Genomic DNA, 24,957 nt, shown 5'->3' on the forward strand with positions numbered 1-24,957 from the left:
CAATTTTACTCGCTGGCGCCCAATTCCATCTCTCTATACTATCTGCTCCATAAGCTGATGGCAGGGGATATTTGCAATAAATCCCTGCATCTACCCCACGTCAGGTCATTAACGTCTGTGAAAAACATATTGGAGAGATGATGAAAAATTTAGAAAGTACCGCCCTGTTGGTTGCGCGTATTTTGATGCCGATTCTATTTATCGTGGCGGGTTATGGAAAACTGGGCGATGCCTATGCCGGCACGCAACAGTATATGCAGGCCATGGGCGTGCCGACCTTCCTGCTGCCGCTGACGATTTTGCTGGAGCTGGGCGGCGGTCTGGCAATCCTGTTTGGTCTGCTGACCCGTACCGTTGCGCTGTTCACCGCCGGCTTTACGCTGCTGACGGCGCTGCTTTTCCATACCAATTTCGCCGAAGGTGTTAACCAGATCATGTTCCTGAAAAACCTGACCATCGCCGGCGGGTTCCTGTTGCTGGCCGTTACGGGTCCCGGCGCCTACAGCATTGACCGCATCCTGAATAAAAAGTGGTAACACCGGGAGTTTTCCCCCTGTACTACACTTAGTCATTAAAAAGAACGACGACGGCAACCGTCGTCGTTCCGCATGGTTTTATCAACGGGAGGATTTATGGGGCAACTGGTTGACGGCGTATGGCACGATACCTGGTATGAAACCAAATCTACCGGCGGTCACTTTAAACGTTCGGAATCGCAATTCCGGCACTGGGTCACCCCGGACGGCGAACCGGGAATCACCGGCGACGGCGGCTTTCAGGCCGAGTCAGGCCGCTATCATCTGTATGTTTCCCTTGCCTGCCCCTGGGCGCACCGCACTCTGTTGATGCGCCGCTTGAAAGGACTGGAAGCCCATATCGCCGTGTCCGTCGTTCATCCGTTAATGCTGGATCACGGCTGGACCTTCGATACCGATTTCCAGGACGCCACCGGGGATTCGCTGTATCAGCATGAGTTTCTCTATCAGCTGTATCTGCACGCCGACCCCGACTACAGCGGACGCGTTACCGTTCCGGTACTGTGGGACACCGAACGGCATACGATAGTCAGCAACGAGTCGGCCGATATCATCCGCATGTTCAATAGCGCCTTTGACAATATCGGAGCCAAGCCGGGAGATTACTATCCGCCGGCGCTGCGCGCCCAGATAGATGAACTGAACGGCTGGATCTACGATCAGGTCAACAACGGCGTGTATAAAGCCGGTTTCGCCACCAGCCAGCCGGCCTATGACGACGCCGTCAGCGCCCTGTTCGCCGCGTTATCCCGGTTGGAATCGATTCTCGGACGCCAGCGTTACCTGACCGGCGACCGCCTGTCCGAAGCGGACTTGCGCCTGTGGACGACGCTGATACGCTTTGACCCGGTTTATCACACCCATTTTAAGTGCGATAAATACCGCATAAGCGATTATCCGCAGCTGTACGGCTTTTTACGCGATATCTACCAGTTGCCCGGCGTGGCGGATACCGTCAATCTGGCTCATATTCGCCACCACTACTACCGCAGCCACCGCACCATCAACCCCCACGGCGTGATATCCGTCGGGCCGGTTCAGGATCTGGATAGCCCCCACGGGCGGGACAGGCAGTTTGCCCCGGCGATAAGCGAGTAACCGGCACTAGGCGCCTTTTCTGTATCAAGCGCGGGAAAACTCAGGCCTGATGCAGCAGCTTGGGGATTTCGCGTAAAAACCAGGACTTCGCCTCGCCCATACTGTCGCGCCGCCAGGCCATGATAATCTGGCTTTCCAGCGAGTACTCGGGGCTGACGACGCGCAGGCGGCCTTCGGCGATATCCTGCGCCACCATCGGATAAGGCATGGTCGCCACCCCCAGCCCGGCCAGCAAGGCGCGGCGTTTATCATCAAGGGAGCTGAGGGTCAGACGCTGCTGCTTGTCCAGCAGTTGCACGGTCAGTACCGGGCGCTCGCGGGCGGTGTCCGCCACGGCGATCCCGCGGTATTTCACCCGGGTCACCTCGGAAAGCGGCTCCGGCTCCTGGTGTATCGGATGGTCGGGGCTGGCGACATAAACGTTTTTCATGGTGTACAGCTTGCGGGTGTTCACTTCGGAAGAGGCGCGGAAATGCATATCCGGCGCAATGACGATATCCGCCCGCCCCTGCTCCAGGCGTTCCCAGGCGCCGGCCAGTACCTCCGTCAAAAGTGATACCTGGGTATTGGCCTTCTGCGACAATTTATCCAGCAGCGGAAAGAGCTTGGCGGTCGGGATCAGCGCCTCGACGACGATGGTCAGATGGGTTTCCCAGCCGCGGGCCAGCGCTTCGGCGTCGGTGGTAAGCTTATCGGCGGCTTCCAGCAGGATACGCCCGCGCTCCAGCAGCATACGCCCGACATTGGTGAATTTGGTGCGATGCCCGGAGCGATCGAATAGCACCACATCCAGCTCTTCTTCCAGCTTTTGCATGGTATAGCTCAGGGCCGAAGGTACGCGCCCCAGCTCATCCGCCGCCGCGGCAAAACTTCCCCGACGGTCAATCGCATCCATGACTCTCAAGGCTTCCAGCGTCAATGCTCGTTCTTTGGACATGTTGGCACTCATTCAGTAATTTTGAATATACCCACCAGATTAACTAGCTAACAATCGAGCGTCCACACAATTACTATCTGTTTAAGAAATAATTATCCGGGCTTACTACCATGATCATAAAAAGATCGGCAGAGCAATGCGGTCAAGCCGACTATGGCTGGTTGCAGGCGCGCTATACTTTCTCTTTCGGCCATTACTTCGACCCGCAACTGCTGGGTTACGCCTCGCTGCGGGCGCTGAATCAGGAAGTGCTGGCGCCGGGCGCGTCGTTCCAACCGCGCACTTACCCGCGCGTCGATATTCTCAATATCATTCTTCAGGGCGAGGCGGAGTACCGCGACAGCCACGGGCACCATATCCAGGCCCAAACGGGCGACGTGCTGCTGCTGGCGACGCAGCCCAACGTCAGCTACAGCGAACATAATACCAGCGCGAACCAACCGCTGACGCGTATGCAGCTGTGGCTGGACGCCTGCCCGACGCGAGAAAACTGCCCGCTGCAACGGTTGAGGCTGAATAAAACCGCCCTCAGTTTACTGGCCTCGCCGGAGGGGGAGCAAAACAGCCTGCAACTGCGCCAGCAGGTGTGGGTCCATCACCTGGAACTACAGGAAAACGAACGGCAGAGCATTCAACTGAACGGCAATCAGGCTTATCTGCAGTTGCTGCACGGCTCGGCGGCGGTTAGCGGCAACGGGCATGGCGGCGACAGGCTGAGCTGCGGCGACGGCGCGTTTATCCGCCAGGAAAGCGGGTTGACCATTCAGGCCGAGACGCCGCTGCGCGCTTTGCTGATTGATCTGGTGGTTTAAGTTTTCGCTCTCCCTCTTTAGCGGCCGGTGAACGTCGCTGGTTCTGCCTTTTCCTGCAGTCGTGGTAAGATATCAGTCTGGTTCCTTTATGCGTCAGGGTGATATGACAATGGATTCAACCAATCAGGACAAACTACTTGCCCAGGCTGAACAGATTTGTCAGCACCGCGGCGTGCGTTTGACGCCGCAGCGGCTGGAAGTGTTGCGCCTGATGACGCAGCAGTCCGCGGCGATCAGCGCATACGACCTGCTCGATCTGCTGCGCCTGTCCGAGCCGCAGGCCAAACCCCCGACGGTTTACCGCGCATTGGATTTTCTGCTGGAACAGGGATTTATTCATCGGGTGGAGTCAAACAACAGCTATGTGCTTTGTCACCATATCGAAGATCACAGCCACACCTCGGCGCTGTTTATCTGCGATCGCTGCGCTCAGGTTACCGAGCGTCAGACGGAAGGCGTGGAGGAAATGCTGCGCGATCTGGCGCAGCAGGCGGGCTTTACCCTGCGCCACAGCGTGATTGAGGCGCACGGCCTTTGTGAAAGCTGCCAGGAAGTTGCGGCCTGCAAACAAACGGAGCATTGCGATCACGACCACAGCATTCCCATCAAGAAACGCTAGCCCCGACAACGCGTTATAAGGGCCAGATCGGCCCCGTCCGTCATTCGCCGCGCCCTAGCGTATTTACTGGCTGTTTTTAATGCTTTTCTTAAAATCGCCAATAAACTCTTTCAGGGCCGGGTGGATTTTTTGAAACATCTCTTCTTTCCGGTTAAGCGTGACCACCTCGCCAAACAGTTTCATGCCGACTAAAAATGGATACAGATGCTCTTCAGGCAGCGTCGTTTTGCCGTCGCATAAGGACAGTATTTTGGTGAGATCGTCATGGGAGGTGAACGGAAAGGAGACTTCATTATCAGGTTGTTCCGTATCTTTTACGGTAATGACATAGCGTTTTGACATAAGCTGATTTTCCACTTGGCGCAGGTGTTGATTAAAAGGGGTTTATTCCCTGCGACAAGATACTGGATCCGACTGCCCGAAATCGATCGTTTTTATCACCACCGCACGATTCGTCCCGTTTCCAAACCAGCCGTATCGCCCCGCAAGCGGAGCGATAATCAATAAGAAACGCCAGGGACCATCGCCTGTGTCAAAGACGTAAAATCAGCTCCAGTCGCCGTTGCGAATAACGCCGACCGCCAGCCCTTCAATAGAAAAATTCTGTTGCCGCAGATCGACGACAATGGGGGAAAATTCTTCGTTTTCAGCCAGAAGATGCACGGTATTACCTTGTTTTTTCAATCGTTTGACCGTAACTTCATCTTCAATCCGCGCCACAACCACCTGCCCGTTGCGGACGTCCTGCGTTTTATGCACCGCCAGCAAATCACCATCCATAATGCCGATATCTTTCATCGACATTCCGCTCACGCGCAGCAGGAAGTCGGCGCTTGGCTTGAACATGGACGGGTCGACCTGATAGTGACACTCGATATGCTGCTGAGCCAGCAGCGGCTCACCCGCCGCGACGCGGCCAATCAACGGAATGCCGGTCTCTTCTTCCATCAGCAGGCGAATACCGCGCGACGCGCCGGATACAATTTCAATGACGCCTTTGCGAGCCAATGCCTTTAAATGCTCCTCGGCAGCGTTTGGCGACCGAAATCCCAGCTGCTGGGCAATTTCCGCACGCGTCGGCGGCATACCGGTCTGCGCAAGATGATCGCGGATCAGGTCATAAACCTGCTGCTGTCTGGCTGTTAATGCTTTCATTCCGCCCCCTGGTTGTTTATACAGTTTTGCTGTGAGTATATACAGGTAATGAATAATTGGGAACCGGTAAATCAGGAACTTCATGCCGCCCCGCACGTTAAATCGGCCGCTTTGCCGATCTTTCATCCCGTTTGGTACTCCCGTCGATTCCCGTTTTTCAATCCTCAGGGCGGATTAGTCGGTAAATCCGCTGCGGACGCCCCACTTTACCGTAAATAATTTCAGCTTCAACCATCCGCCTGGCGGCGCAATACTCCAGATAGCGCCGCGCGGTGGTTCGGCTCAATCCAAGCTGCAACGCAACGGTTTCCGCGGTATGGCGAGTTTGCTCCTCATGAAACAACGATTGCACTTTATTCAGCGTCAGTTCATCAATGTTGGCGGGTAATTTTTCTTTTGGCTTCCCCCGGGCATAAGCATTATACATATCATCGATTTGGCTCTGGCTAATGCCATTATGCTGGTTAAACATACCCAGCCGATGCCAAAAACGCTCCAGAGTCTGACTCAGACGCTCATAGGCAATAGGTTTGATGAGATAGTCAAACACCCCACAGCGAATAGCTTCGGCCACCGTATCCATATCACTGTCCGCCGTGATGAGCACAACACCACCCGCAAAATGATTCAGGGTCAGTTCACGCAGCAGGCTTAGGCCTTGTCCATCGGGTAGAAAATTGTCCAGGAGTATCAAATCCGGGTTAAAACGGTCTACCATCGTCCGGGCCTGGCTCAAATTACCCGCCAGCCATATTTGCCCGCATTCACGATGCTGTCGGATAAACTCCACGTGCATTTCCGCCAATGGCGTTTCATCCTCCACGATTAATATATTTATCTTCGTCATGGGTATCCTTTCGTTTTCGGAATAAATATGGAAAAGAGCGTGCCGCAGGGCGTATTGTTTTCTAAAGTAATGACTCCGCCGCTGCGGCCGACATAGCTGGCAACCAGGTAAAGCCCAATGCCGTGTTCGCCAGCCTCTTCGGTTTTAGTACTCACCCCTTGTTTAAAGATTTTTTCTCTGAGTGAGTCGGGAACGCCGCATCCCTGGTCGGCAACTTCGATGACGACATCCTGCCCTTCATCAGAAAAGAACAGTTCAATCGTATGATTACCATGCGGATTTTTCAGACTGGCTTCAAAAGCGTTATCCAGCAGATTGCCCAATACGGCGGAGAATTCGGTGCTATCCATGCCCTGGGGGAGTTGGCGTAACCGGCTGCCGGGAACCAACGTCAGAATCAGTCCTAACTGTCTGGCCCGCAGGATTTTACCAAACAGCAAACCCGCGACCTGACGATCGTCAATGGCGCTGCGCAAGCTATCCACCAGGGTCTGTTGCGCCTGCGAAGCGCTGTTTACCATCAGCAAAGCCCGATCATATTCTTTCATTTGCAACAGACCGCTCAACGTGGACATCCAGTTGAGATGTTCATGGCGAACGGTACGTAAATTCTCGACGTATTGCTTAATCTGGCTAAGCTGGGCATTCAACGTGGCAATCTCGTCTTTGGCACGAAAGCTGACAATGGCGCCCAGTAACTCCTCATCCGAACGGATCGCCGCCCGATTGGCAATAACATTCAGTCCATTGAAGGTGCATATTACGTCCTGGCGATTCTCCTCCAGATGGCGCGTAAAAAAATCGGCCGGCATCACCACCTGGTCAATGGGTTTACCCAGCCATTGACGCCCTGGTGAATTCAACCCCAGCATTTTGCGCGCATTGCGATTGATTGCCGTAATCAGTCCATCCGGATCAACGGCGATCATGCCTTCGATCATCGCACTGAACAGCGCTTCCTGCTGACGGATGACTCGAACGATCTGCTTCGGTTCCATTCCCATCATTTGGTGGCGTATATGTCTGGCGAACTGCCAGGAAAGCAGCATTAATATCAAAAGGATAACGATAAAAGCGATCCCCATCGGCAACAGAAAGGCTCTCTGCCAGTGATCGATCTTACTGAGCAGATAACCGATGGAGACCACCCCGATCACTTCATCCTGCGCATTAAAAATGGGGGTTTTGGCACGCATCGCCAATCCCATCGAACCTTTTCCGGTAATGAAATAACTTTCACCACGCTCCAGCGCGCCAGGTTTGGTCCATTGCATCGGCGCCCCGAGCTTTTGCGGATTGGGATGGTAAAGGCGGATGGAATATCGATCGCCGATAACCACATAATCGGAGTTGGAACTGGAGCTGAACTTCCTGGCTATCGCATCCAGGCGTTGGATATCGCGTTGCTCAACGGCCAGTATGACTTCGTCCATCGAAGCAATGATCTTGGCCTGATTCATGGCCATATCACTGACCTGCTGGGCCAGATAGCGCTCAAAATTTTTTGACAGAAATAGATCGAGGCTGACGACCAACGAAAGGGAAACCATCAGCAATAATATAAAAATGCGCAGAGGGAAAGCGATACTGTCAATAAAGTGGAACTGAAGGATATTAGATTTTGTGCTCATGACTCACCTTAATCCCATATTTTTATTAAATTTATTTCGCCATATTTATTTTGTTAATAATGTAGCGAAATTGTTTTTTCAACATACTCCGAATCATAAATAACAACATACATATTCTACCACTTAAACGAATTAAAAAAATAATATTTATGACAATATAAATGGATTAAGAAAATAAACATCAATAAACCAAATAAAGAAAATTTAACCTATTTAAATTCAAGTTATTTTTGTGAATTATGTCAAGATAACGTTTATCTATTCTATTTAGGATAAGCCCATAAATAACAGACGGGCACCATAAGCAATTTTATTTTCATATATACCCGATATTAATGAAATAGCATAGCCATCACGGCAATGTTATAGAAAGGTGCTGACCAATGGATAACAACATATTCTTTTCACGGGTAAAAATATCCGAGAGCAGGAAAATCGCGGAAGTTATCAAATTCCTGCGCCAGAATGATCTGCATATGGACATAACCATTGACGAGTTCATTACCGTCACCCGGAATGACACATTAATTGCCTGTGGGGGAATCTCTGACAATATCATCAAATGCGTGGCAATCAGTAAATCAGTACGTGGTGAAGGACTGGCGCTCAAACTGGCAACCGAATTAATTAACCTGGCCTATGAGCGTCATCACCGTCGTTTATTTATATATACAAAGCCACAGAATGAATCACTATTTAAACATTGCGGTTTCCATACCATTATTGATGTTCCAGGCACCGTAGTACTGATGGAAAATAGCGCTAATGGCCTCAGCCGTTATGCCGCATCACTGAGCGCACTGCGCCAGCCTGGTAAAAGAATCGGCAGCATTATTATGAACGCCAATCCATTTACCAACGGGCACCTTTATCTTGTTCAGCAAGCCGTAAAACAATGCGACTGGCTGCATATCTTTTTGGTGAAAGAAAATACGTCACGTTTCCCTTATGAAGATCGTCTGCGACTGGTACGAAGCAGCACTGCCGATATTGCGAATCTGACCGTACATCCGGGATCCGACTATCTGATTTCACGGGCCACATTCCCTTGTTATTTCATCAAAGACAAGGGTGTCGCCGACCATTGCCACACCGAAATTGACCTCAAAATTTTTCGCCAATACCTGGCTCCCGCATTAGGCATCACCCACCGGTTTGTCGGCAGCGAACCATTTTGCCATGTGACGGCCAGGTATAACCACGATATGCGTTACTGGCTGGCCACGACCTCGCTACCTTCCCCACCAATCGCAGTAATGGAAATTGAACGATTGCGCTACCACGGAACCCCGATTTCCGCATCCGGCGTTCGCAAGCTTTTGGTGAAAAAAGATATGAAAGCGATCGCGCCGTTAGTACCTCAAGTGACCCGCGACTATTTGCAACGCATGCTCGCAGCCAACGCCGCTTTCTCCTCACAAAAAACCGTATTGGAATCAGGTGAAAAATGAAAATTACCCACGCAGCCGTCGCCGGCACTCTCGAGTCGAGCGACGTGATGATACATATCGCCCCATCTGAAACGCCAGGCATCGATCTGCAAATCAGCAGCAGCGTCGAAAAACAGTTTGGCGACGCCATTCGAACCACCGTGCTGGATGTGTTCTCTCAGCACAATATCAGCAACGTTCAGATCATCGTGGATGACAAAGGCGCGCTGGACTGCATTCTGCGAGCACGTCTGGAAACGCTGTTATTACGCGCAAGCGACCTTTCACATTTACCGAGGGAGAACAGAGATGACGCCTGAAAGGAGAAATCGGATCCGTCGCAGCATGCTTTTTGTTCCCGGTTCCAATGCCGCAATGGTCAGTAATGCTTTTATCTACCGCGCCGACTCGCTGATGTTCGACCTTGAGGATTCCGTCGTTCTTCGTGAAAAAGACGCGGCCCGTCGTTTAATTTATCACGCGTTACAGCACCCGCTGTATCAGGAAGTAGAAACCATCGTACGGGTGAATCCCCTGAATTCCGCCTACGGTCTGGACGATCTGGAAGCCGTAGTACGAGGCGGCGCCGACATTATCCGCCTGCCAAAAACCGATACTGAACAGGACGTTTGGGATATTGAACATGAAATCACGCGGATTGAAAAAGCATGTGGTCGTGAAGTCGGCGATACGGGCTTGCTCGCCGCCATCGAATCGGCCGAAGGCATCACCCACTGCGCCGCCATTGCGCTGTCCTCGCCCCGGCTGATCGGTATCGCTCTCGGGGCCGAAGATTATGTCCGTAACTTACGAACCGAACGTTCCCCACAGGGCATGGAGTTGCTGTTCGCCCGCTGTTCAATTCTTCAGGCCGCCCGAGCCGCGGGGATTCAGGCTTTTGACACCGTGTATTCCGATGCCAATAACGATGAGGGTTTTCTTCAGGAAGCCGCGTTGATCAAGCAACTCGGTTTTGACGGTAAATCGCTGATCAATCCGCGCCAAATAGAGCTACTGCATAACCTCTATTCACCAACCCGGAAAGAGGTCGAACACGCGCAACGCGTAATTACAGCCGCTGAAGCCTCGGAGCGCGAAGGGCGCGGAGTCGTGTCACTGGACGGGAGAATGGTAGACAGCCCGGTCATCGAACGCGCCCGTCTGGTCCTTTTACGCGCCGCACTCTCCGGCATCCAGGAAGAATAAGGTAAAACAATGATGACTCAGCAACGGAATTCCCTGCGGCAACAGCATGTCGCCGCCTTTGGCTCTCAGGCAGACCAACCACTGAAAACCTTTCAGGAGAGTGACAAAAACGCATATCGGGCACAAAGGCGCCATGATAGAAAATTGTGCGACGAATTAAATGATGCCATTCGGCGTTCCGGTTTACGCGATGGTATGACAGTCTCATTTCATCACGCGTTTCGCGGCGGCGATCTGACGCTCAATCAGGTGATGTCCGGCATCGCGCAAATGGGTTTCAAAAACCTCACGCTGGCCTCCAGTTCGCTGAATGATTGCCATGCGCCGTTAATTGAACATATTCGCAACGGCGTAGTGAGCAAAATCTATACCTCCGGCCTGCGTGGGGCGCTGGCAGAGCAGATCTCCCGCGGGCTGTTGGCCGAACCGGTACAGATTCATTCCCATGGCGGGCGGGTGCATTTAATCAATAGCGGCGAATTGCACATTGATGTCGCTTTCCTCGGCGTCCCCGCCTGTGACAGCGAGGGGAATGCCAACGGCTATACGGGCAGGGCCTGCTGCGGCTCACTCGGTTATGCCCAGGCCGATGCGGAAAACGCCGACTGCGTGGTACTGCTCACCGAACAGATTCTGCCCTACCCCCATAACCCGGCGAGCATTATGCAGGATCAGGTCGATCTGATCGTACAAATCGACCAGGTCGGGGATCCCGACAAGATTGGCGCAGATGCGACCAGAATGACCTCCAATCCCCGTGAGTTACTCATTGCCCGCTCGGCGGCCGACGTGATCGTCAACTCGGGCTATTTCAACGCCGGATTTTCACTACAAACCGGTACCGGCGGCGCATCACTGGCCGTTACCCGTTTTCTGGAAGATAAAATGCGCCGCCGCAATGTTCACGCCGGTTTCGCGCTGGGCGGCATTACCTCCACAATCGTTGATCTGCATGAGAAAGGATTGATTAAAAAACTTCTTGATGTGCAGAGTTTTGATCGCTTTGCCGCCGAATCATTGGCGCATAACCCCAACCATATCGAGATCAGCGTCAACCAATACGCCAACTGGGGTTCCAAGGGGGCGGCAGTGGATCGGCTCGATATTGTGGTCCTCAGCGCTCTGGAGGTGGATACCCAGTTCAACGTCAACGTATTGACCGGCTCTGACGGCGTACTGCGCGGCGCATCCGGCGGTCATTGCGATACCGCGATCGCCGCAGCCTTATCGATCATTGTCGCACCGCTGGTACGCGGCCGTATCCCTACGCTGGTTGATCAGGTTCTCACCTGCGTCACGCCGGGATCCAGCATCGATATCCTGGTTACCGATCACGGTATCGCCGTCAATCCGGCGCGTGCGGAACTCGCCGAACGTCTTATCCAGGCCGGGTTAAACGTCGTCTCCATTGACTGGCTCCACCAGCGCGCCCGCCTGCTGACCGGTCAACCTCAACCGATCGAATTTACCGACAAGATTATCGCCGTTGTGCGGTATCGCGATGGCTCAGCGATCGATGTGGTTCATCAGGTAAAGGAATAAACGATGACGCCAATCACCCCTCATTTGGCCACTAGCCATATCGTTTCTGGTACCGCTGATATCGCATCAATACTACGGGTGGAACCTTACAGCGTTCTTGCCTGGCGCGCGATGCTGACGGAAGTAAACCTGACGCCGAAACCCGGGCTGGTTGATCGCCACAATTGCGGGGCTCACAAGGATATGTCGCTGCTCGATTTTCATCGAAGCGCGTTCGCGATTCGCCAGTGGCTCCCCTATTTTCTGGAATTTGGTTTGTGCAGCGCTTCACTACCGCCAACGCAGGTTCTATCCGGTATTCGTCCGCTGGGGATGGCCTGTGAAGCACATATGCTGCGCGCTACCGCCGGAGTAAATACTCACAAGGGCACTATTTTCATCCTCGGCCTGCTGTTCACGGCGCTGGGGAGGCTATTACATCAGCAACAGCCGATAACGCCGGAGCGGCTATGCCGGACCGTTGCCTCATTTTGTCCGGGGTTGGTGGCGCGTGAACTGGAAACCCGCAATTTACCGCAAACGGCAGGAGAACGGCTGTTCCGGCAACTGGGGTTAACCGGCGCGCGCGGTGCAGCCGAAGCGGGCTACCCACTCGTTATCCGCTTGGCGCTGCCCCACTACCGTCTCCGTCTGCAACAGGGAACCGATCCCGAGTTGGCGCTGCTCGATACCCTGATATTGCTTATCGCCCACAATGACGACACCAATATCGCATCACGCGGCGGGCAATCCTCACTGCGGTGGATACAGCAACAGGCCGCCGCGATTCAATCCCAAGGCGGCATCCGCCAGCATTCCGATCTCAAGAAGATCCATCAATTCGACACTGCATGCATCCAACGCAACCTCAGTCCCGGCGGCAGTGCCGACCTGCTGATCGCAACCTGGTTTCTGGCACAACTCACTACGCCGGCAAACCTATTCCTCTAAAGGAACTTTATTATGGATATGCCAAAAAAGCGGTTGTATAAAATAGCGGCCGTAGTCGTTTTTCCGCTTATAACACTGTGTTTCCCCTATCCGGAGGGGCTCACCGAGCTATCCTGGATTCTGGCCGGCATTTATCTGGGAGCCATTGCCGGCCTGGTGCTAAAACCCTTTCCTGAACCGGTCATTCTGCTGATTGCCATCGCCACGTCCATGGTGGTGGTCGATAACCTGGGCGGCGATACGGTCAAAATGTCAGCGGTACTGAGTGGCTACGCTTCCGGCACCACCTGGCTGGTTTTTTCGGCCTTCACGCTCAGCGCCGCCTTTGTCATCACCGGGTTGGGCAAGCGTATAGCCTATCTGTTGATTGGCAAAATAGGGAATACCTCACTGGGATTGGGCTATGTCACCGTTTTTCTCGATCTGATTCTGTCACCGGCCACCCCGTCAAACACCGCCCGCGCCGGAGGTATTGTCCTGCCAATCATCAACAGCGTGGCGGTCGCTCTGGAATCGGAACCGGAGACATCGCCGCGCCGTATCGGCCACTACCTGATGATGAATGTCTATATGGTGACCAAGACCACCAGCTACCTGTTCTTTACCGCCATGGCGGCCAATATTCTCGCCCTCCAGTTGGTGCAGGATATTATGCATATCCAACTGAGCTGGGGGGGCTGGGCGCTGGCATCGCTGGTGCCGGGAATGACCATGCTGTTACTGATCCCTTTCATTATCTATAAAATGTATCCCCCTGAATTGAAAAAAATCGATAACAAACCCATTGCCGCCGCCGGGTTACAGGAGCTCGGGCCGATGAAGCTATCCGAGAAAATGTTGCTGTCACTATTTGTATTCGCGCTGTTGGGATGGATTTTTGGCGGACATATTGGTCTGAACGCCGCGACGGTCGCCATCATCGTCATGGGGCTGATGTTGATCTTGGGGATTGTCACCTGGGATGACGTCATCAAAAACAAAGGCGGCTGGAATACGTTAATCTGGTTTGGCGGCATTATCAGCCTCAGTTCTTTACTGTCTAAAACCGGCTTCTTCGCCTGGCTTGCCGCCGTGTTGCAAAACAATCTGTTTTTTGGCGATCACGGCAATATCGCGCTGCTGGTAATCATTTTCCTCAGTATCATCGTGCGTTATTTCTTCGCGTCCGGCAGTGCTTATGTGGTCGCCATGGTTCCCGTGTTCGCCATGCTGGCGAACGTCTCCGGCGCGCCAATCATGCTCACCGCGCTGGCGCTGCTGTTCGCAAACTCCTACGGCGGCTGCGTCACCCACTATGGCGGGGCGGCAGGCCCGGTGATTTTTGGCCTGGGATACAACGACGTCAAATCCTGGTGGATTGTCGGGCTGGTCATCACATTGCTGACCTATCTGGTGCAGATGACGCTTGGCATCTGGTGGTGGAGTCAGCTCATCGACATGAATTGGTTATGACGACTCACCTGTGGGAGTAACGAATGCATTGCATGGCGGGAAAGACCGCCCGCCATCGCAAAAATAAAACGTCAATCAAACATAATGCTCAAACAGGATGCTGCCCCACACCACCGCGGCCAACAGAATGGCGACCAGCACCGCGGCCGAGCCCATGTCCTTTGCCCGGCCGGATAGCTCATGACGCTCAAGGCCGATACGATCGACCACCGCTTCAATCGCGCTGTTAGCCAGCTCAACGATCACGATCAATACCACCGAGCCGATAAGCAGCAGTTTCTCAACCAGGGTAACCGGCAGCAGACAGGCGACGATCGTCCCGACAACCGTCAGCCAGGTTTCCTGACGGAACGCCGCCTCATGTCGCCATGCCTGCTTCAATCCCTGCAGGGAATAGCCGGCTGCCTTGATTATCCGGGTCATCCCCGTTGCCTTATTCATTCCTTCTCCGATTATTTAATTATTTATCAACGATCGGCCGCATTTTAACGCGCAACCGTTGTCTCATCACAACAGATCTCCAGCGCAGTTTCTGGTATCCTTGCGACGCATTGCTAACAAGAGGCTTCAAGTTGTTATGTCAGGTTGGCGTAAAATTTACTATAACTTACTGAATTTCCCACTCAAACTGTTAGTGAAAAGTAAGGTCATACCCACAGACCCCGTGGCTGAACTGGGGTTGGATCCCTCGCGCCCGGTTCTCTATGTGTTGCCTTACAATTCGCAGGCGGATTTACTGACGCTAAAGGCGAAATGTCAGGCGTTAGGTCTGCCGGATCCGCTACAACCGGTGGATATCGGCGGCGTGCGGCTACCCAGCCATGTTTTCATTAATGACGGGCCGCGGGTTTTCCGCTACTACGTTCCGAAACAGAAATCGGTAAAACTGTTTCACGACTATCTGGACCTGCACCAGAGCAATCCCGAACTGGACGTGCAGATGGTGCCGGTATCGGTGATGTTCGGCCGCTCTCCCGGCCGCGAAGGGCAGAGTCCGGCGACGCCGCATTTGCGGCTGCTTAACGGTATCGAGAAATTCTTCGCCGTACTGTGGCTGGGGCGGGACAGTTTTGTCCGTTTCTCCAGTCCGGTGTCATTGCGCTATATGGCGACCGAGCACGGCACGGATAAAACCATTGCCCACAAGCTCGCCCGCGTCGCCCGCATGCACTTCTCACGCCAGCGTCTGGCCGCGGTGGGCCCGCGCCTTCCGGTGCGTCAGGAACTGTTTAATAAGCTGCTTAACTCCAAAGCGATCAAAAAAGCCATTGATGACGAGGCGCGCAGCAAGAAGCTATCCCACGAGCGGGCGCAGCAAAACGCCATTGCCCTGCTGGAAGAGATCGCCGCCGACTTTTCCTATGAAGCCGTGCGTTTATCGGATCGCGTATTAAGCTGGACCTGGAACCGCCTCTATCAGGGTATTAACGTCCATAACGCCGAACGCGTGCGCCAACTGGCGCAGGACGGGCATGAAATCGTTTATGTGCCCTGCCACCGCAGCCATATGGATTATCTGCTGCTTTCCTACGTGCTCTATCATCAGGGGCTGGTTCCGCCGCACATCGCCGCGGGGATCAATCTCAATTTCTGGCCTGCCGGTCCGATCTTCCGCAAGCTGGGAGCCTTCTTTATTCGCCGCACGTTCAAAGGCAATAAGCTGTACTCCACCATTTTCCGCGAATATCTGGGCGAGCTGTTTGCCCGCGGCTACTCCGTCGAATATTTCGTCGAAGGCGGACGCTCGCGCACCGGACGGCTGCTGGAACCGAAAACCGGTACGCTGGCCATGACCATCCAGGCCATGCTGCGCGGCGGCACGCGCCCCATTACGCTGGTGCCCATTTATGTGGGCTATGAGCATGTTATGGAAGTCGGCACCTATGCGAAAGAGCTGCGCGGCGCGACGAAAGAGAAAGAAGGCTTTATGCAGATGGTGCGCGGCCTGCGTAAGCTGCGTAACCTCGGACTGGGCTATGTGAACTTCGGCGATCCGCTGCCGTTGACCGCCTATCTGAATCAGCACGTGCCGCAATGGCGCGATGCCATCGACCCGATTGAAGCCCAGCGCCCAAGCTGGTTATCGCCGACGGTGCAGGATATCGCGATGGATATCATGGTGCGCATCAACAACGCCGCCGCCGCCAATGCCATGAACCTCTGTTCAACGGCGCTACTGGCGTCTCGCCAGCGCTCCCTTACCCGCGAGCAAATGCACGAACAGCTGGACTGCTATCTGCAACTGCTGCGCAACGTTCCTTACCATAAAGACATCACCGTACCGAAAAAGACGCCGGATGCCTTGCTGGAACACGCGTTGAGCATGGATAAATTTGAAGTCGAGAAAGACAATATCGGCGACATCATTATTCTGCCGCGGGAACAGGCGGTGCTGATGACCTATTACCGCAATAATATTCAGCATCTGCTGATCCTGCCTTCGCTTATCGCCAGTATGGCGATCCACCATCGCCGCATTACCCTGAGCGAACTGATCCGCCAGATTACGCTGGTTTATCCCCTGCTTCAGGCGGAGCTGTTCCTGCATTACAGCCAGGAAGCGCTGCCGGAGGTGTTGTCCGCTCTGACGGCGGAACTGACGCGGCAACAGCTGCTGAACGCCAAAGAGGACGAGTTGCTTATCAACCCCGCGCGCATCCGTACGCTACAGCTGTTAGCGGCCGGGGTGCGTGAAACCTTGCAGCGCTATGCCATTACGCTGTCATTGCTGGGAGCCAATCCGGGCATCAATCGCGGAGCGCTGGAAAAAGAGAGCCGCAATATGGCGCAGCGGCTGTCGGTTCTGCACGGCATCAACGCGCCTGAGTTTTTCGACAAAGCGGTGTTTTCCACCCTGGTCGCCACCTTGCGCAGCGAAGGCTACATCACGGACAGCAGCGAGGCGGCTCAGCGGGATATTCTGGAGATCTACAATATCCTGGGCGATTTAATCACCCCGGAAGTCAGGTTGACCATCGAGAGCGCCAGTTCGCCGACGCTGGCGCTGGCCGATAGCGAAAAGCCGACAAGCGAAGAGCGTTCTCCCGCGGCGTAATGCCTAAAAAGAAAGGCGGCGCTTTCGCCGCCTTTCTTTCCATTTACAGACCGCACAACACGCCGACAAACAGCGCCATGCCAACATAGTTATTATTTTTGAAGGCCCGGAAACAGGCGTCCCGCTCGCGTCCGGCAATCAGCTTCTGCTGGTAAACAAACAGCGCGGCGGCGACCAGCAGCGCCAGATAGAATACCGGCCCCAGCGCCTCCATATACCCCAACGCCGCCAGCAGCAGCAGCATGAAGAGCTGCAGCAGACCGATAATCAAAGTGTCAAAACGGCCGAATAGGATGGCGGTGGATTTGATGCCGATCTTGAGGTCATCGTCGCGATCCACCATCGCGTACTGGGTGTCGTAAGCCACCGTCCAGCAGACATAAGCCAGAAACATCATCCAGCAGGTTGCGGGCAGGGACTCGCTCACCGCGGCGTAGGCCATCGGTATCGACCAGCCGAACGCCGCCCCCAGAACAAACTGTGGCAGGTGGCTGACGCGCTTCATAAACGGGTAGATCCACGCCAGCGCCAGCGCGGCGACGGAAAGCCAGATGGCCATCATGTTCAACGTCAGCACCAGGCTGAACGCCAGCAGCACCAGCACCACAAACAGCACCTTGGCCGACTGCTCGCTGACCATGCCGCTGGGCAGCGGGCGCGAGGCCGTGCGCTTTACGTGCCCGTCGAAATGGCGGTCGGCATAATCATTGATGACGCAGCCCGCCGCCCGCATTAAAAAGACGCCGGCGACGAAAACCAGCAATGTCCACGGTTCAGGCGTTCCCCGCCCGGCCAGCCATAGCGCCCATAACGTCGGCCATAGCAGCAGCAGAGAGCCTATCGGCTTATCAATACGCATCAACCGACAGTAAGCCAGCCACTTCCCCGCGGTTACACTTCTTTCCAACGGATTAATCTCCTAAATTGCCGGCTAGCCTTCACGGCTATCCGTAAAATAAAGCGGCGCCTGTGGTAAAAACAGCTCGGTCAACAACAATGGATGACCGGAAAGACGCAAACGGGAACGGCGCGCCCATAAATCTTCGCCGCGTCCGGTATGGATATAGTCACGCGTCAGGGCATCATGCTGAAACAGGTAGCGCCCCAGCGGTACGTTGCCGATGTTCATCAGCGCGGCGCCTGCACCGTCCAGCGTTTGTTGGGGTATCAGGGTGCGGCCAAACAGCCAGGGACACCCGTCGCCATAGAGCACGACTTCACGCAGCCAATAACGCTCACTGACGGGCAGATGCGCGCGTTCGTCATGCAACGCCTGCGGAGGGATAAAACGCTCATTGCGGACGGTCACCGTCAGGCGATCGCAATAGCCGTCGAGGCGCTGCGTCATTGACGCGGTTTCCATCAGCCAGCCCTCGATATGCGCAGGCATCATTGCGGGCTGTTCGCTAAACCATTCAACAGCGCGCAGGGAAATTTGCGCATTATCGGACATCATCCCTACTCCACTCAGGGTTGCTTGGTGAATAAAGTAAACGTCTCATATTGTAGCGCAGAATAGCGCCCCGATAACACGCTCTAAACCAATTGATACCTGATACGGTAACATTTTTGCAATTATCCGCAGAGGGAAAGGCGTCACGAAACGGCATGGCGATCGGCAAAATAATCGGAGGCTGGCGGGTAAGCAAATAGAAAAGGCACCGGCCGGCGATAATCAGCCGGACGGTGCCTTTTGCGGGAGAAATGACGGTAAACCCGGTCAATCCGCCACGGAACATCAGCCCATGGCGGCGACGCGGTATTACATCATGCCGCCCATACCACCCATGCCGCCCATACCGCCGGCAGCGCCTAAATCGGCTTTATCTTCTTTCGGCAGGTCGGTCACCATACATTCGGTGGTGATCATCAGGCCGGCGATAGATGCGGCGTATTGCAGAGCGGAACGGGTCACTTTGGTCGGATCCAGGATACCCATGCCGATCATATCGCCGTACTCTTCGGTGTAGGCGTTATAGCCGTAGCTGCCTTCGCCGGCTTTAACGTTGTTGGCGATCACCGAGGCTTCTTCACCGGCATTGACCACGATCTGACGCAGCGGAGACTCCATGGCGCGCAGCGCAACCTTGATGCCCACGTTCTGGTCTTCGTTGTCGCCTTTCAGACCGGCCGCGGTGATAGAGGAAGCGGCACGAATCAGCGCCACGCCGCCGCCGGCGACCACGCCTTCTTCCACTGCGGCGCGGGTAGCGTGCAGGGCGTCTTCAACGCGAGCTTTCTTCTCTTTCATTTCAACTTCAGTCGCCGCGCCAACTTTGATAACGGCTACGCCGCCTGCCAGTTTAGCCACGCGCTCCTGCAGTTTTTCTTTGTCGTAGTCGGACGTCGCATCTTCAATCTGCTGGCGGATCTGAGTAACACGGCCCTGAATGGCGCCTTCGTCACCCACGCCATCGATGATGATGGTGGTATCTTTGTTGATGACAACGCGTTTTGCCTGACCCAGATCTTCCAGCGTGGTTTTTTCCAGCTCCAGACCGATCTCTTCAGAGATAACGGTACCGCCGGTCAGGATAGCGATATCCTGCAGCATGGCTTTACGGCGGTCGCCGAAGCCAGGCGCTTTAACCGCGGCCACTTTCACGATGCCGCGCATGGTGTTGACCACCAGCGTCGCCAGCGCTTCGCCTTCAACGTCTTCCGCCACGATCAGCAGCGGCTTGCCGGCTTTGGCTACCGCTTCCAGCACCGGCAGCATTTCGCGGATGTTGGAGATTTTCTTGTCAGCCAGCAGGATGAACGGGCTTTCCAGCTCAACGGAGCCGGTTTCAGGTTTGTTGATGAAGTAAGGGGACAGGTAGCCGCGGTCAAACTGCATACCTTCAACCACGTCCAGTTCGTCCTGCAGACCGGAACCTTCTTCAACGGTGATAACGCCTTCTTTACCCACTTTCTCCATCGCCTGAGCAATCAGTTTGCCCACGGTTTCGTCGGAGTTGGCGGAGATGGTGCCCACCTGAGCGATGGCTTTGGAATCCGAACAGGGTACGGATTGCTTTTTCAGCTCTTCAACGGCGGCGATAACGGCTTTATCGATACCGCGTTTCAAATCCATCGGGTTCATGCCCGCGGCAACCGCTTTCAGGCCTTCAGTGATGATCGACTGAGCCAGTACGGTGGCGGTGGTGGTGCCGTCGCCGGCCGCGTCGTTCGCTTTGGAGGCAACTTCTTTCACCATCTGCGCGCCCATGTTTTCGAACTTGTCTTCCAGTTCGATTTCACGCGCAACGGACACGCCGTCTTTAGTAATAGTGGGTGCACCGAAGGATTTATCCAACACAACGTTGCGGCCTTTCGGGCCCAGGGTAACCTTCACTGCATCAGCCAGTACATTTACGCCGCGCAGCATTTTTACGCGAGCGTCATTACCGAATTTTACGTCTTTAGCTGCCATTGGTGTATTTCCCTTAAATTCGTTCAGTTCAGATGAGTTACGCGCAATTACGCTTCAACAATTGCCAGAATGTCGCTTTCGGACATAATCAACACTTCATCGTTGTCGATCTTCTCTGCTTTCACGCCGTAGCCATCATTGAAAATAACGATGTCGCCTACTTTCACATCCAGCGGTTTCACTTCGCCGTTTTCCAGGATGCGGCCATGGCCGATGGCCAGTACTTCGCCACGGGTAGATTTACCTGCGGCGGAGCCGGTCAGAACGATGCCGCCAGCAGATTTGGACTCAACTTCTTTGCGCTTGACGATCACGCGGTCATGCAATGGACGAATTTTCATTGATAGCTCTCCTTTGAGAAAGTCCATATCAGTTTTGGGATAAACGCCGGATATGCCCTCATATCCGGCCTTGTGGTGTTCTAAGTGGGGGCGTTTCCTATCCCTTCAAGGGAGGAAATTTATTTTTTTTGCGTTAAGTAGCGTTTTTTTGTTATCAACAAATAAAAAAACAAGGATTATCAATACGATAATCCTTGTTTATTCTTCGATTCATCGCCACGATCAGCGATCGTCTTTTTCATCCCGCTGCTCAATATTTCTACGACCGTCGTCTTTACGCTGGTATTCGCCTTCAAAAGTATTGCCGTCGGAGGAAGGAGGAGCGCCGGGGCCGGAACGCCAAATGTGCAAGTGGGGCATCAGCCTCAGGGTTAACCGCTTTTGTACCGGCGGCAGCAACAGCAGCAGCCCGAGGAAATCGGTAAAGAAGCCCGGGATCAGCAGCAGAAAGCCCGCCAGCACCAGCGACACGCTTTTGACCATCTCGGCGGCCGGACTTTCACCCAAGGCCATTTTCTGCTGCATCTGGACGATGGTTTTCATGCCCTGGTTACGCACCAGCGACACGCCGACGCAAGAAGTAAAGATCACCAGCAACAGGGTCATCGCTACGCCGAGTACCTCCGCCACCTGAATAAACAGCGATATCTCTATGTAAACGAAAAGAAAAATTAATAGCAACGGTAACCAGCGCACCCGACTCTCCTGTTTTTGAAAACGCATGCTGTTAAAAACAAACGCGGTTGTTGTAAACAAATTATGTTATTGAAAACAAATATGACCAGGCAGCACCGCACTGCACATTATAATCTACCGAGATGGTAGCGCGATTGACTATTTTCAAGCTATGGCAGGACCATTTATTATCTTAAAATAGTTACGCGTGATGACTATCACAGTTCGTTTGACTAAGTTCAAACGACGAGACGGATAGTGATCCAGGCTACTATTTTTTCCACTTGCAGAACATCATAATGACAACGGATGCGGTTATGGTTAAACATTCTGCGACCGTTGCCTGTGATCGTATAACCATTTCACTTTGGCGCTGGTCAGCAGCAGAATAATAGAAGGCTATCATGTCAGATAATGTTCGTATTGAAGAAGACCTGTTAGGTACTAAAGAAGTTCCCGCAGAGGCTTATTACGGCGTGCATACTCTACGGGCCATTGAAAACTTTTACATCAGCAACAGCAAAATCAGCGATATCCCGGAATTTGTGCGCGGCATGGTAATGGTTAAGAAGGCTGCTGCGCTGGCGAACAAAGAGCTGCAAACCATCCCGCGGAAAATTGCCGATGTCATTATCCAGGCCTGCGATGAGGTGTTGAATAACGGCAAATGCATGGATCAATTCCCGATTGATGTCTATCAAGGCGGCGCGGGCACCTCGGTAAACATGAATACCAACGAGGTGCTGGCTAATATCGGCCTGGAATTGATGGGACATCGGAAAGGCGAATACCAGTACCTGAATCCGAACGATCATCTGAACAAATGCCAATCGACCAACGACGCCTACCCCACCGGATTCCGTATCGCCGTTTACGCCGCGATTCTGAAATTGATTGATGCGCTGACGCTGCTTGGCGACGGCTTCGAACGCAAAGCCCAGGAATTTGCCGACGTATTGAAAATGGGGCGCACCCAGCTGCAGGATGCGGTTCCCATGACGTTGGGACAAGAGTTCCACGCCTTCAACGTGTTACTGAAAGAAGAAAACAAAAACCTGCTGCGTACCGCCGAATTGTTATTGGAAGTCAACCTGGGGGCGACGGCGATCGGTACCAGGCTGAACACCCCGGACGGCTATCAGCAACTGGCGGTACAGTATCTGGCGCAGGTCAGCGGCCTGCCGTGTATTCCGGCCGAAGACCTGATTGAGGCCACGTCCGACTGCGGCGCTTACGTGATGGTTCACAGTTCGCTTAAGCGCCTGGCGGTTAAATTGTCGAAAATCTGTAACGACCTGCGCCTGCTTTCATCCGGGCCGCGCGCCGGCCTGAACGAAATCAACCTGCCGGAGCTGCAGGCCGGCTCGTCAATCATGCCGGCCAAGGTCAACCCGGTGGTGCCGGAAGTGGTCAATCAGGTGTGTTTCAAGGTTATCGGCAACGATACCTGCGTCACCATGGCTTCCGAAGCCGGCCAGCTGCAGCTGAACGTGATGGAGCCGGTTATCGGGCAGGCGATGTTCGAGTCGACCCATATTCTGACCAACGCCTGCTACAACCTGCTGGAAAAATGCGTCAACGGCATTACCGCCAATAAAGAAGTCTGCGAAGCGTATGTGTTTAATTCCATTGGCATCGTCACTTACCTTAATCCCTTTATCGGCCACCATAACGGCGATATCGTCGGCAAAATCTGTGCGGAAACCGGGAAAAGCGTACGTGAAGTGGTGCTGGAGCGCGGTCTGCTCACCGAGTCTGAACTGGATGATATTTTCTCTACTCAGAACCTGATGCACCCGGCGTACAAAGCCAAACGCTACACCGACGAGAACGATCTGCCCTAAAAGCATCGCCTAATCCATACCAGGCACGTCTGTTCCCAAAGAGCTGCGTGCCTTTGTTTTATGTTTTACATAGCAATAAGAAAAACTTATATAAAATACCCTACATAAAAGGAGCATCTTTCATGATTACCCTGGAACTGCTTATTGTTCTACTGGCCATCTATCTCGGGGCACGACTGGGAGGCATCGGCATCGGTTTTGCCGGCGGTCTGGGCGTGCTAGTTCTTACCCTTGGGCTACAGATAAAACCCGGCGTTATTCCCTTTGACGTGATTGAAATCATCATGGCGGTTATCGCGGCAATTGCCGCCATGCAGGTAGCCGGCGGGATGGATTATCTGGTCGGTCTGGCCGAAAAATTACTGCGCCGGCAGCCCAAATACGTGACTTTTCTGGCGCCGCTGGTCACCTATTTCATGACCATCCTGGCGGGAACCGGCCACACCGCCTTCTCTACCCTGCCGGTGATTGCCGAAGTCGCCAAAGAGCAGGGCATCCGCCCTTCCCGCCCGTTGTCGATTGCCGTAGTGGCCTCACAGATCGCCATCACCGCTTCCCCCATTTCGGCCGCGGTGGTATTTGTTGCGGGGATCCTGGAACCCGTGGGCGTCAGCTATCTGATGTTGCTGGGTATCTGTATCCCCACGACGCTGACCGCCGTTTTGCTGACCGCTATCGTCAGTAACTTTCTGGGAAAAGATCTTAAACATGACGAAGTGTATCAGGAACGCCTGAAAAAAGGCGAAACCGTGCTACGCGGCGTCAGCAAACTGGAAAGCAAACCCGGCGCCGGACGTTCGGTGGCGTTGTTTCTGTTTGGCATCGTCGCCGTGGTGCTGTATGCCACCGCCATCAGCGACACGGTTGGCCTGATCCAGAACCCGGTTTTACCGCGTAACGAAGCCATCGTGGTGTTTATGCTGACCGTCGCGACCTTGATTTGCATTACCTGCAAGATAGACACGACGCGGATCCTCTCCGCCAGCACCTTTAAATCGGGCATGAGCGCATGTGTTTGCGTCATGGGCGTCGCCTGGCTGGGCGATACGTTTGTTAAATCCCATATTTCCGATATTCAGGAAACGGCGGGCGCGCTGTTGCAGAACTATCCGTGGATGCTCGCCGTGGTGCTGTTCTTCGCCGCAACCCTGCTTTACTCCCAGGCCGCGACGGCAAAGGCATTGATGCCCGCAGCCCTGCTGCTTGGCGTCTCTCCGGTTACTGCGGTCGCCTCTTTCGCCGCGGTCTCGGCGCTGTTTGTCTTGCCGACTTATCCTACGCTGCTGGCCGCCGTTGAAATGGACGATACCGGTTCAACGCGCATCGGCAAATATGTCTTTAACCATTCATTTCTGATCCCTGGCGTGCTGGCCATTGCGCTATCGGTGACTTTCGGCTTTATTCTCGGAAATATTCTGCTGTAACCCGCACG

General features: G+C 54.0%; 24 protein-coding genes. 13 read left to right on the plus strand and 11 right to left on the minus strand.

Annotated features, from left to right (window positions below):
• Positions 1-140: 140 nt before the first annotated feature.
• Positions 141-536, plus strand: a complete 396-nt coding sequence (locus tag DDT56_RS06465; protein ID WP_136165692.1) for a DoxX family protein — start codon at positions 141-143, stop codon at positions 534-536.
• Positions 537-632: 96 nt separating this feature from the next.
• On the plus strand, positions 633-1,634 hold the full coding sequence (locus tag DDT56_RS06470; protein WP_136165652.1) for a glutathione S-transferase family protein: 1,002 nt from the start codon (positions 633-635) through the stop codon (positions 1,632-1,634).
• 40 nt (positions 1,635-1,674) lie between these two features.
• On the opposite strand, the gene DDT56_RS06475 is transcribed toward DDT56_RS06470, so the two are convergent.
• Entirely contained in the window at positions 1,675-2,571 is an 897-nt protein-coding gene (locus tag DDT56_RS06475) for a LysR family transcriptional regulator (protein WP_136165653.1), read from the minus strand.
• Between the two features lie 110 nt (positions 2,572-2,681).
• Between DDT56_RS06475 and DDT56_RS06480 the strand changes: the two genes are divergently transcribed.
• Together DDT56_RS06480 and zur are read left to right on the plus strand one after the other, a co-directional pair.
• Positions 2,682-3,383 (plus strand): pirin family protein, encoded by a 702-nt coding sequence (locus tag DDT56_RS06480; protein ID WP_136165654.1) that lies wholly within the window; start codon positions 2,682-2,684, stop codon positions 3,381-3,383.
• Positions 3,384-3,492: 109 nt separating this feature from the next.
• Positions 3,493-4,002 (plus strand): zinc uptake transcriptional repressor Zur, encoded by a 510-nt coding sequence (zur, locus tag DDT56_RS06485; RefSeq protein WP_136165655.1) that lies wholly within the window; start codon positions 3,493-3,495, stop codon positions 4,000-4,002.
• Between the two features lie 63 nt (positions 4,003-4,065).
• On the opposite strand, the gene DDT56_RS06490 is transcribed toward zur, so the two are convergent.
• The 4 genes from DDT56_RS06490 to dpiB all read right to left on the minus strand — a co-directional run bounded on the left by DDT56_RS06490 (position 4,066) and on the right by dpiB (position 7,635).
• The gene (locus tag DDT56_RS06490; protein ID WP_136165656.1) at positions 4,066-4,344 is read right to left on the minus strand and encodes a DUF3861 family protein; all 279 of its coding nucleotides are present in this window, start codon (positions 4,342-4,344) and stop codon (positions 4,066-4,068) included.
• A 204-nt stretch (positions 4,345-4,548) separates the two neighbouring features.
• A complete protein-coding gene (gene lexA / locus DDT56_RS06495; protein ID WP_136165657.1) occupies positions 4,549-5,157 on the minus strand; it encodes a transcriptional repressor LexA in 609 nt (202 codons plus the stop codon).
• 157 nt (positions 5,158-5,314) lie between these two features.
• The gene (gene dpiA, locus DDT56_RS06500) at positions 5,315-6,004 is read right to left on the minus strand and encodes a two-component response regulator DpiA (protein WP_136165658.1); all 690 of its coding nucleotides are present in this window, start codon (positions 6,002-6,004) and stop codon (positions 5,315-5,317) included.
• On the minus strand, positions 6,001-7,635 hold the full coding sequence (gene dpiB / locus DDT56_RS06505; RefSeq protein ID WP_136165659.1) for a sensor histidine kinase DpiB: 1,635 nt from the start codon (positions 7,633-7,635) through the stop codon (positions 6,001-6,003). The genes dpiA and dpiB overlap by 4 nt, the downstream gene beginning before the upstream one ends.
• A 383-nt stretch (positions 7,636-8,018) precedes the next feature.
• Here dpiB and citC point away from each other — a divergent pair, with 383 nt between their 5' ends.
• The 6 genes from citC to DDT56_RS06535 are packed head-to-tail and all read left to right on the plus strand — an operon-like array spanning position 8,019 to position 14,195.
• Positions 8,019-9,086, plus strand: a complete 1,068-nt coding sequence (citC, locus tag DDT56_RS06510) for a [citrate (pro-3S)-lyase] ligase (protein WP_136165660.1) — start codon at positions 8,019-8,021, stop codon at positions 9,084-9,086.
• Positions 9,083-9,385, plus strand: a complete 303-nt coding sequence (gene citD, locus DDT56_RS06515) for a citrate lyase acyl carrier protein (RefSeq protein ID WP_136165661.1) — start codon at positions 9,083-9,085, stop codon at positions 9,383-9,385. Before citC ends, citD begins: the two co-directional genes overlap by 4 nt.
• The gene (gene citE / locus DDT56_RS06520; protein ID WP_136165662.1) at positions 9,375-10,271 is read left to right on the plus strand and encodes a citrate (pro-3S)-lyase subunit beta; all 897 of its coding nucleotides are present in this window, start codon (positions 9,375-9,377) and stop codon (positions 10,269-10,271) included. Before citD ends, citE begins: the two co-directional genes overlap by 11 nt.
• A gap of 12 nt (positions 10,272-10,283) precedes the next feature.
• Positions 10,284-11,813, plus strand: a complete 1,530-nt coding sequence (gene citF, locus DDT56_RS06525; RefSeq protein WP_136165693.1) for a citrate lyase subunit alpha — start codon at positions 10,284-10,286, stop codon at positions 11,811-11,813.
• A 3-nt stretch (positions 11,814-11,816) separates the two neighbouring features.
• Positions 11,817-12,743, plus strand: coding sequence for a triphosphoribosyl-dephospho-CoA synthase CitG (citG, locus tag DDT56_RS06530; protein ID WP_136165663.1), 927 nt, complete (start codon positions 11,817-11,819; stop codon positions 12,741-12,743).
• Between the two features lie 18 nt (positions 12,744-12,761).
• Positions 12,762-14,195, plus strand: a complete 1,434-nt coding sequence (locus tag DDT56_RS06535; protein ID WP_136165694.1) for an anion permease — start codon at positions 12,762-12,764, stop codon at positions 14,193-14,195.
• 75 nt (positions 14,196-14,270) lie between these two features.
• On the opposite strand, the gene DDT56_RS06540 is transcribed toward DDT56_RS06535, so the two are convergent.
• On the minus strand, positions 14,271-14,636 hold the full coding sequence (locus DDT56_RS06540; RefSeq protein ID WP_136165664.1) for a diacylglycerol kinase: 366 nt from the start codon (positions 14,634-14,636) through the stop codon (positions 14,271-14,273).
• A gap of 136 nt (positions 14,637-14,772) precedes the next feature.
• Here DDT56_RS06540 and plsB point away from each other — a divergent pair, with 136 nt between their 5' ends.
• Positions 14,773-17,250 (plus strand): glycerol-3-phosphate 1-O-acyltransferase PlsB, encoded by a 2,478-nt coding sequence (gene plsB, locus DDT56_RS06545; protein WP_136165665.1) that lies wholly within the window; start codon positions 14,773-14,775, stop codon positions 17,248-17,250.
• A 43-nt stretch (positions 17,251-17,293) separates the two neighbouring features.
• Here the strand turns inward: plsB and ubiA are convergent, their stop codons facing one another.
• The 5 genes from ubiA to DDT56_RS06570 all read right to left on the minus strand — a co-directional run bounded on the left by ubiA (position 17,294) and on the right by DDT56_RS06570 (position 21,702).
• Positions 17,294-18,157: a 4-hydroxybenzoate octaprenyltransferase gene (ubiA, locus tag DDT56_RS06550; protein WP_136165666.1), complete on the minus strand. Its 864-nt coding sequence runs from the start codon at positions 18,155-18,157 to the stop codon at positions 17,294-17,296.
• A 24-nt stretch (positions 18,158-18,181) separates the two neighbouring features.
• Positions 18,182-18,703, minus strand: a complete 522-nt coding sequence (ubiC, locus tag DDT56_RS06555; RefSeq protein ID WP_136165695.1) for a chorismate lyase — start codon at positions 18,701-18,703, stop codon at positions 18,182-18,184.
• A gap of 309 nt (positions 18,704-19,012) precedes the next feature.
• The gene (groL, locus tag DDT56_RS06560; protein WP_136165667.1) at positions 19,013-20,665 is read right to left on the minus strand and encodes a chaperonin GroEL; all 1,653 of its coding nucleotides are present in this window, start codon (positions 20,663-20,665) and stop codon (positions 19,013-19,015) included.
• Positions 20,666-20,712: 47 nt separating this feature from the next.
• Positions 20,713-21,006, minus strand: coding sequence for a co-chaperone GroES (locus DDT56_RS06565; RefSeq protein WP_009114523.1), 294 nt, complete (start codon positions 21,004-21,006; stop codon positions 20,713-20,715).
• Between the two features lie 222 nt (positions 21,007-21,228).
• Positions 21,229-21,702 (minus strand): FxsA family protein, encoded by a 474-nt coding sequence (locus DDT56_RS06570; protein ID WP_136165668.1) that lies wholly within the window; start codon positions 21,700-21,702, stop codon positions 21,229-21,231.
• A gap of 383 nt (positions 21,703-22,085) precedes the next feature.
• On the opposite strand from DDT56_RS06570, the gene aspA reads away from it, so the two are divergent.
• Together aspA and DDT56_RS06580 are read left to right on the plus strand one after the other, a co-directional pair.
• On the plus strand, positions 22,086-23,525 hold the full coding sequence (gene aspA / locus DDT56_RS06575) for an aspartate ammonia-lyase (protein WP_136165669.1): 1,440 nt from the start codon (positions 22,086-22,088) through the stop codon (positions 23,523-23,525).
• Positions 23,526-23,647: 122 nt separating this feature from the next.
• Positions 23,648-24,949: an anaerobic C4-dicarboxylate transporter gene (locus tag DDT56_RS06580; protein WP_136165670.1), complete on the plus strand. Its 1,302-nt coding sequence runs from the start codon at positions 23,648-23,650 to the stop codon at positions 24,947-24,949.
• Positions 24,950-24,957 lie beyond the last annotated feature (8 nt).

This window comes from Brenneria corticis (assembly GCF_003115855.1).
Lineage (GTDB): Bacteria > Pseudomonadota > Gammaproteobacteria > Enterobacterales > Enterobacteriaceae > Brenneria > Brenneria corticis.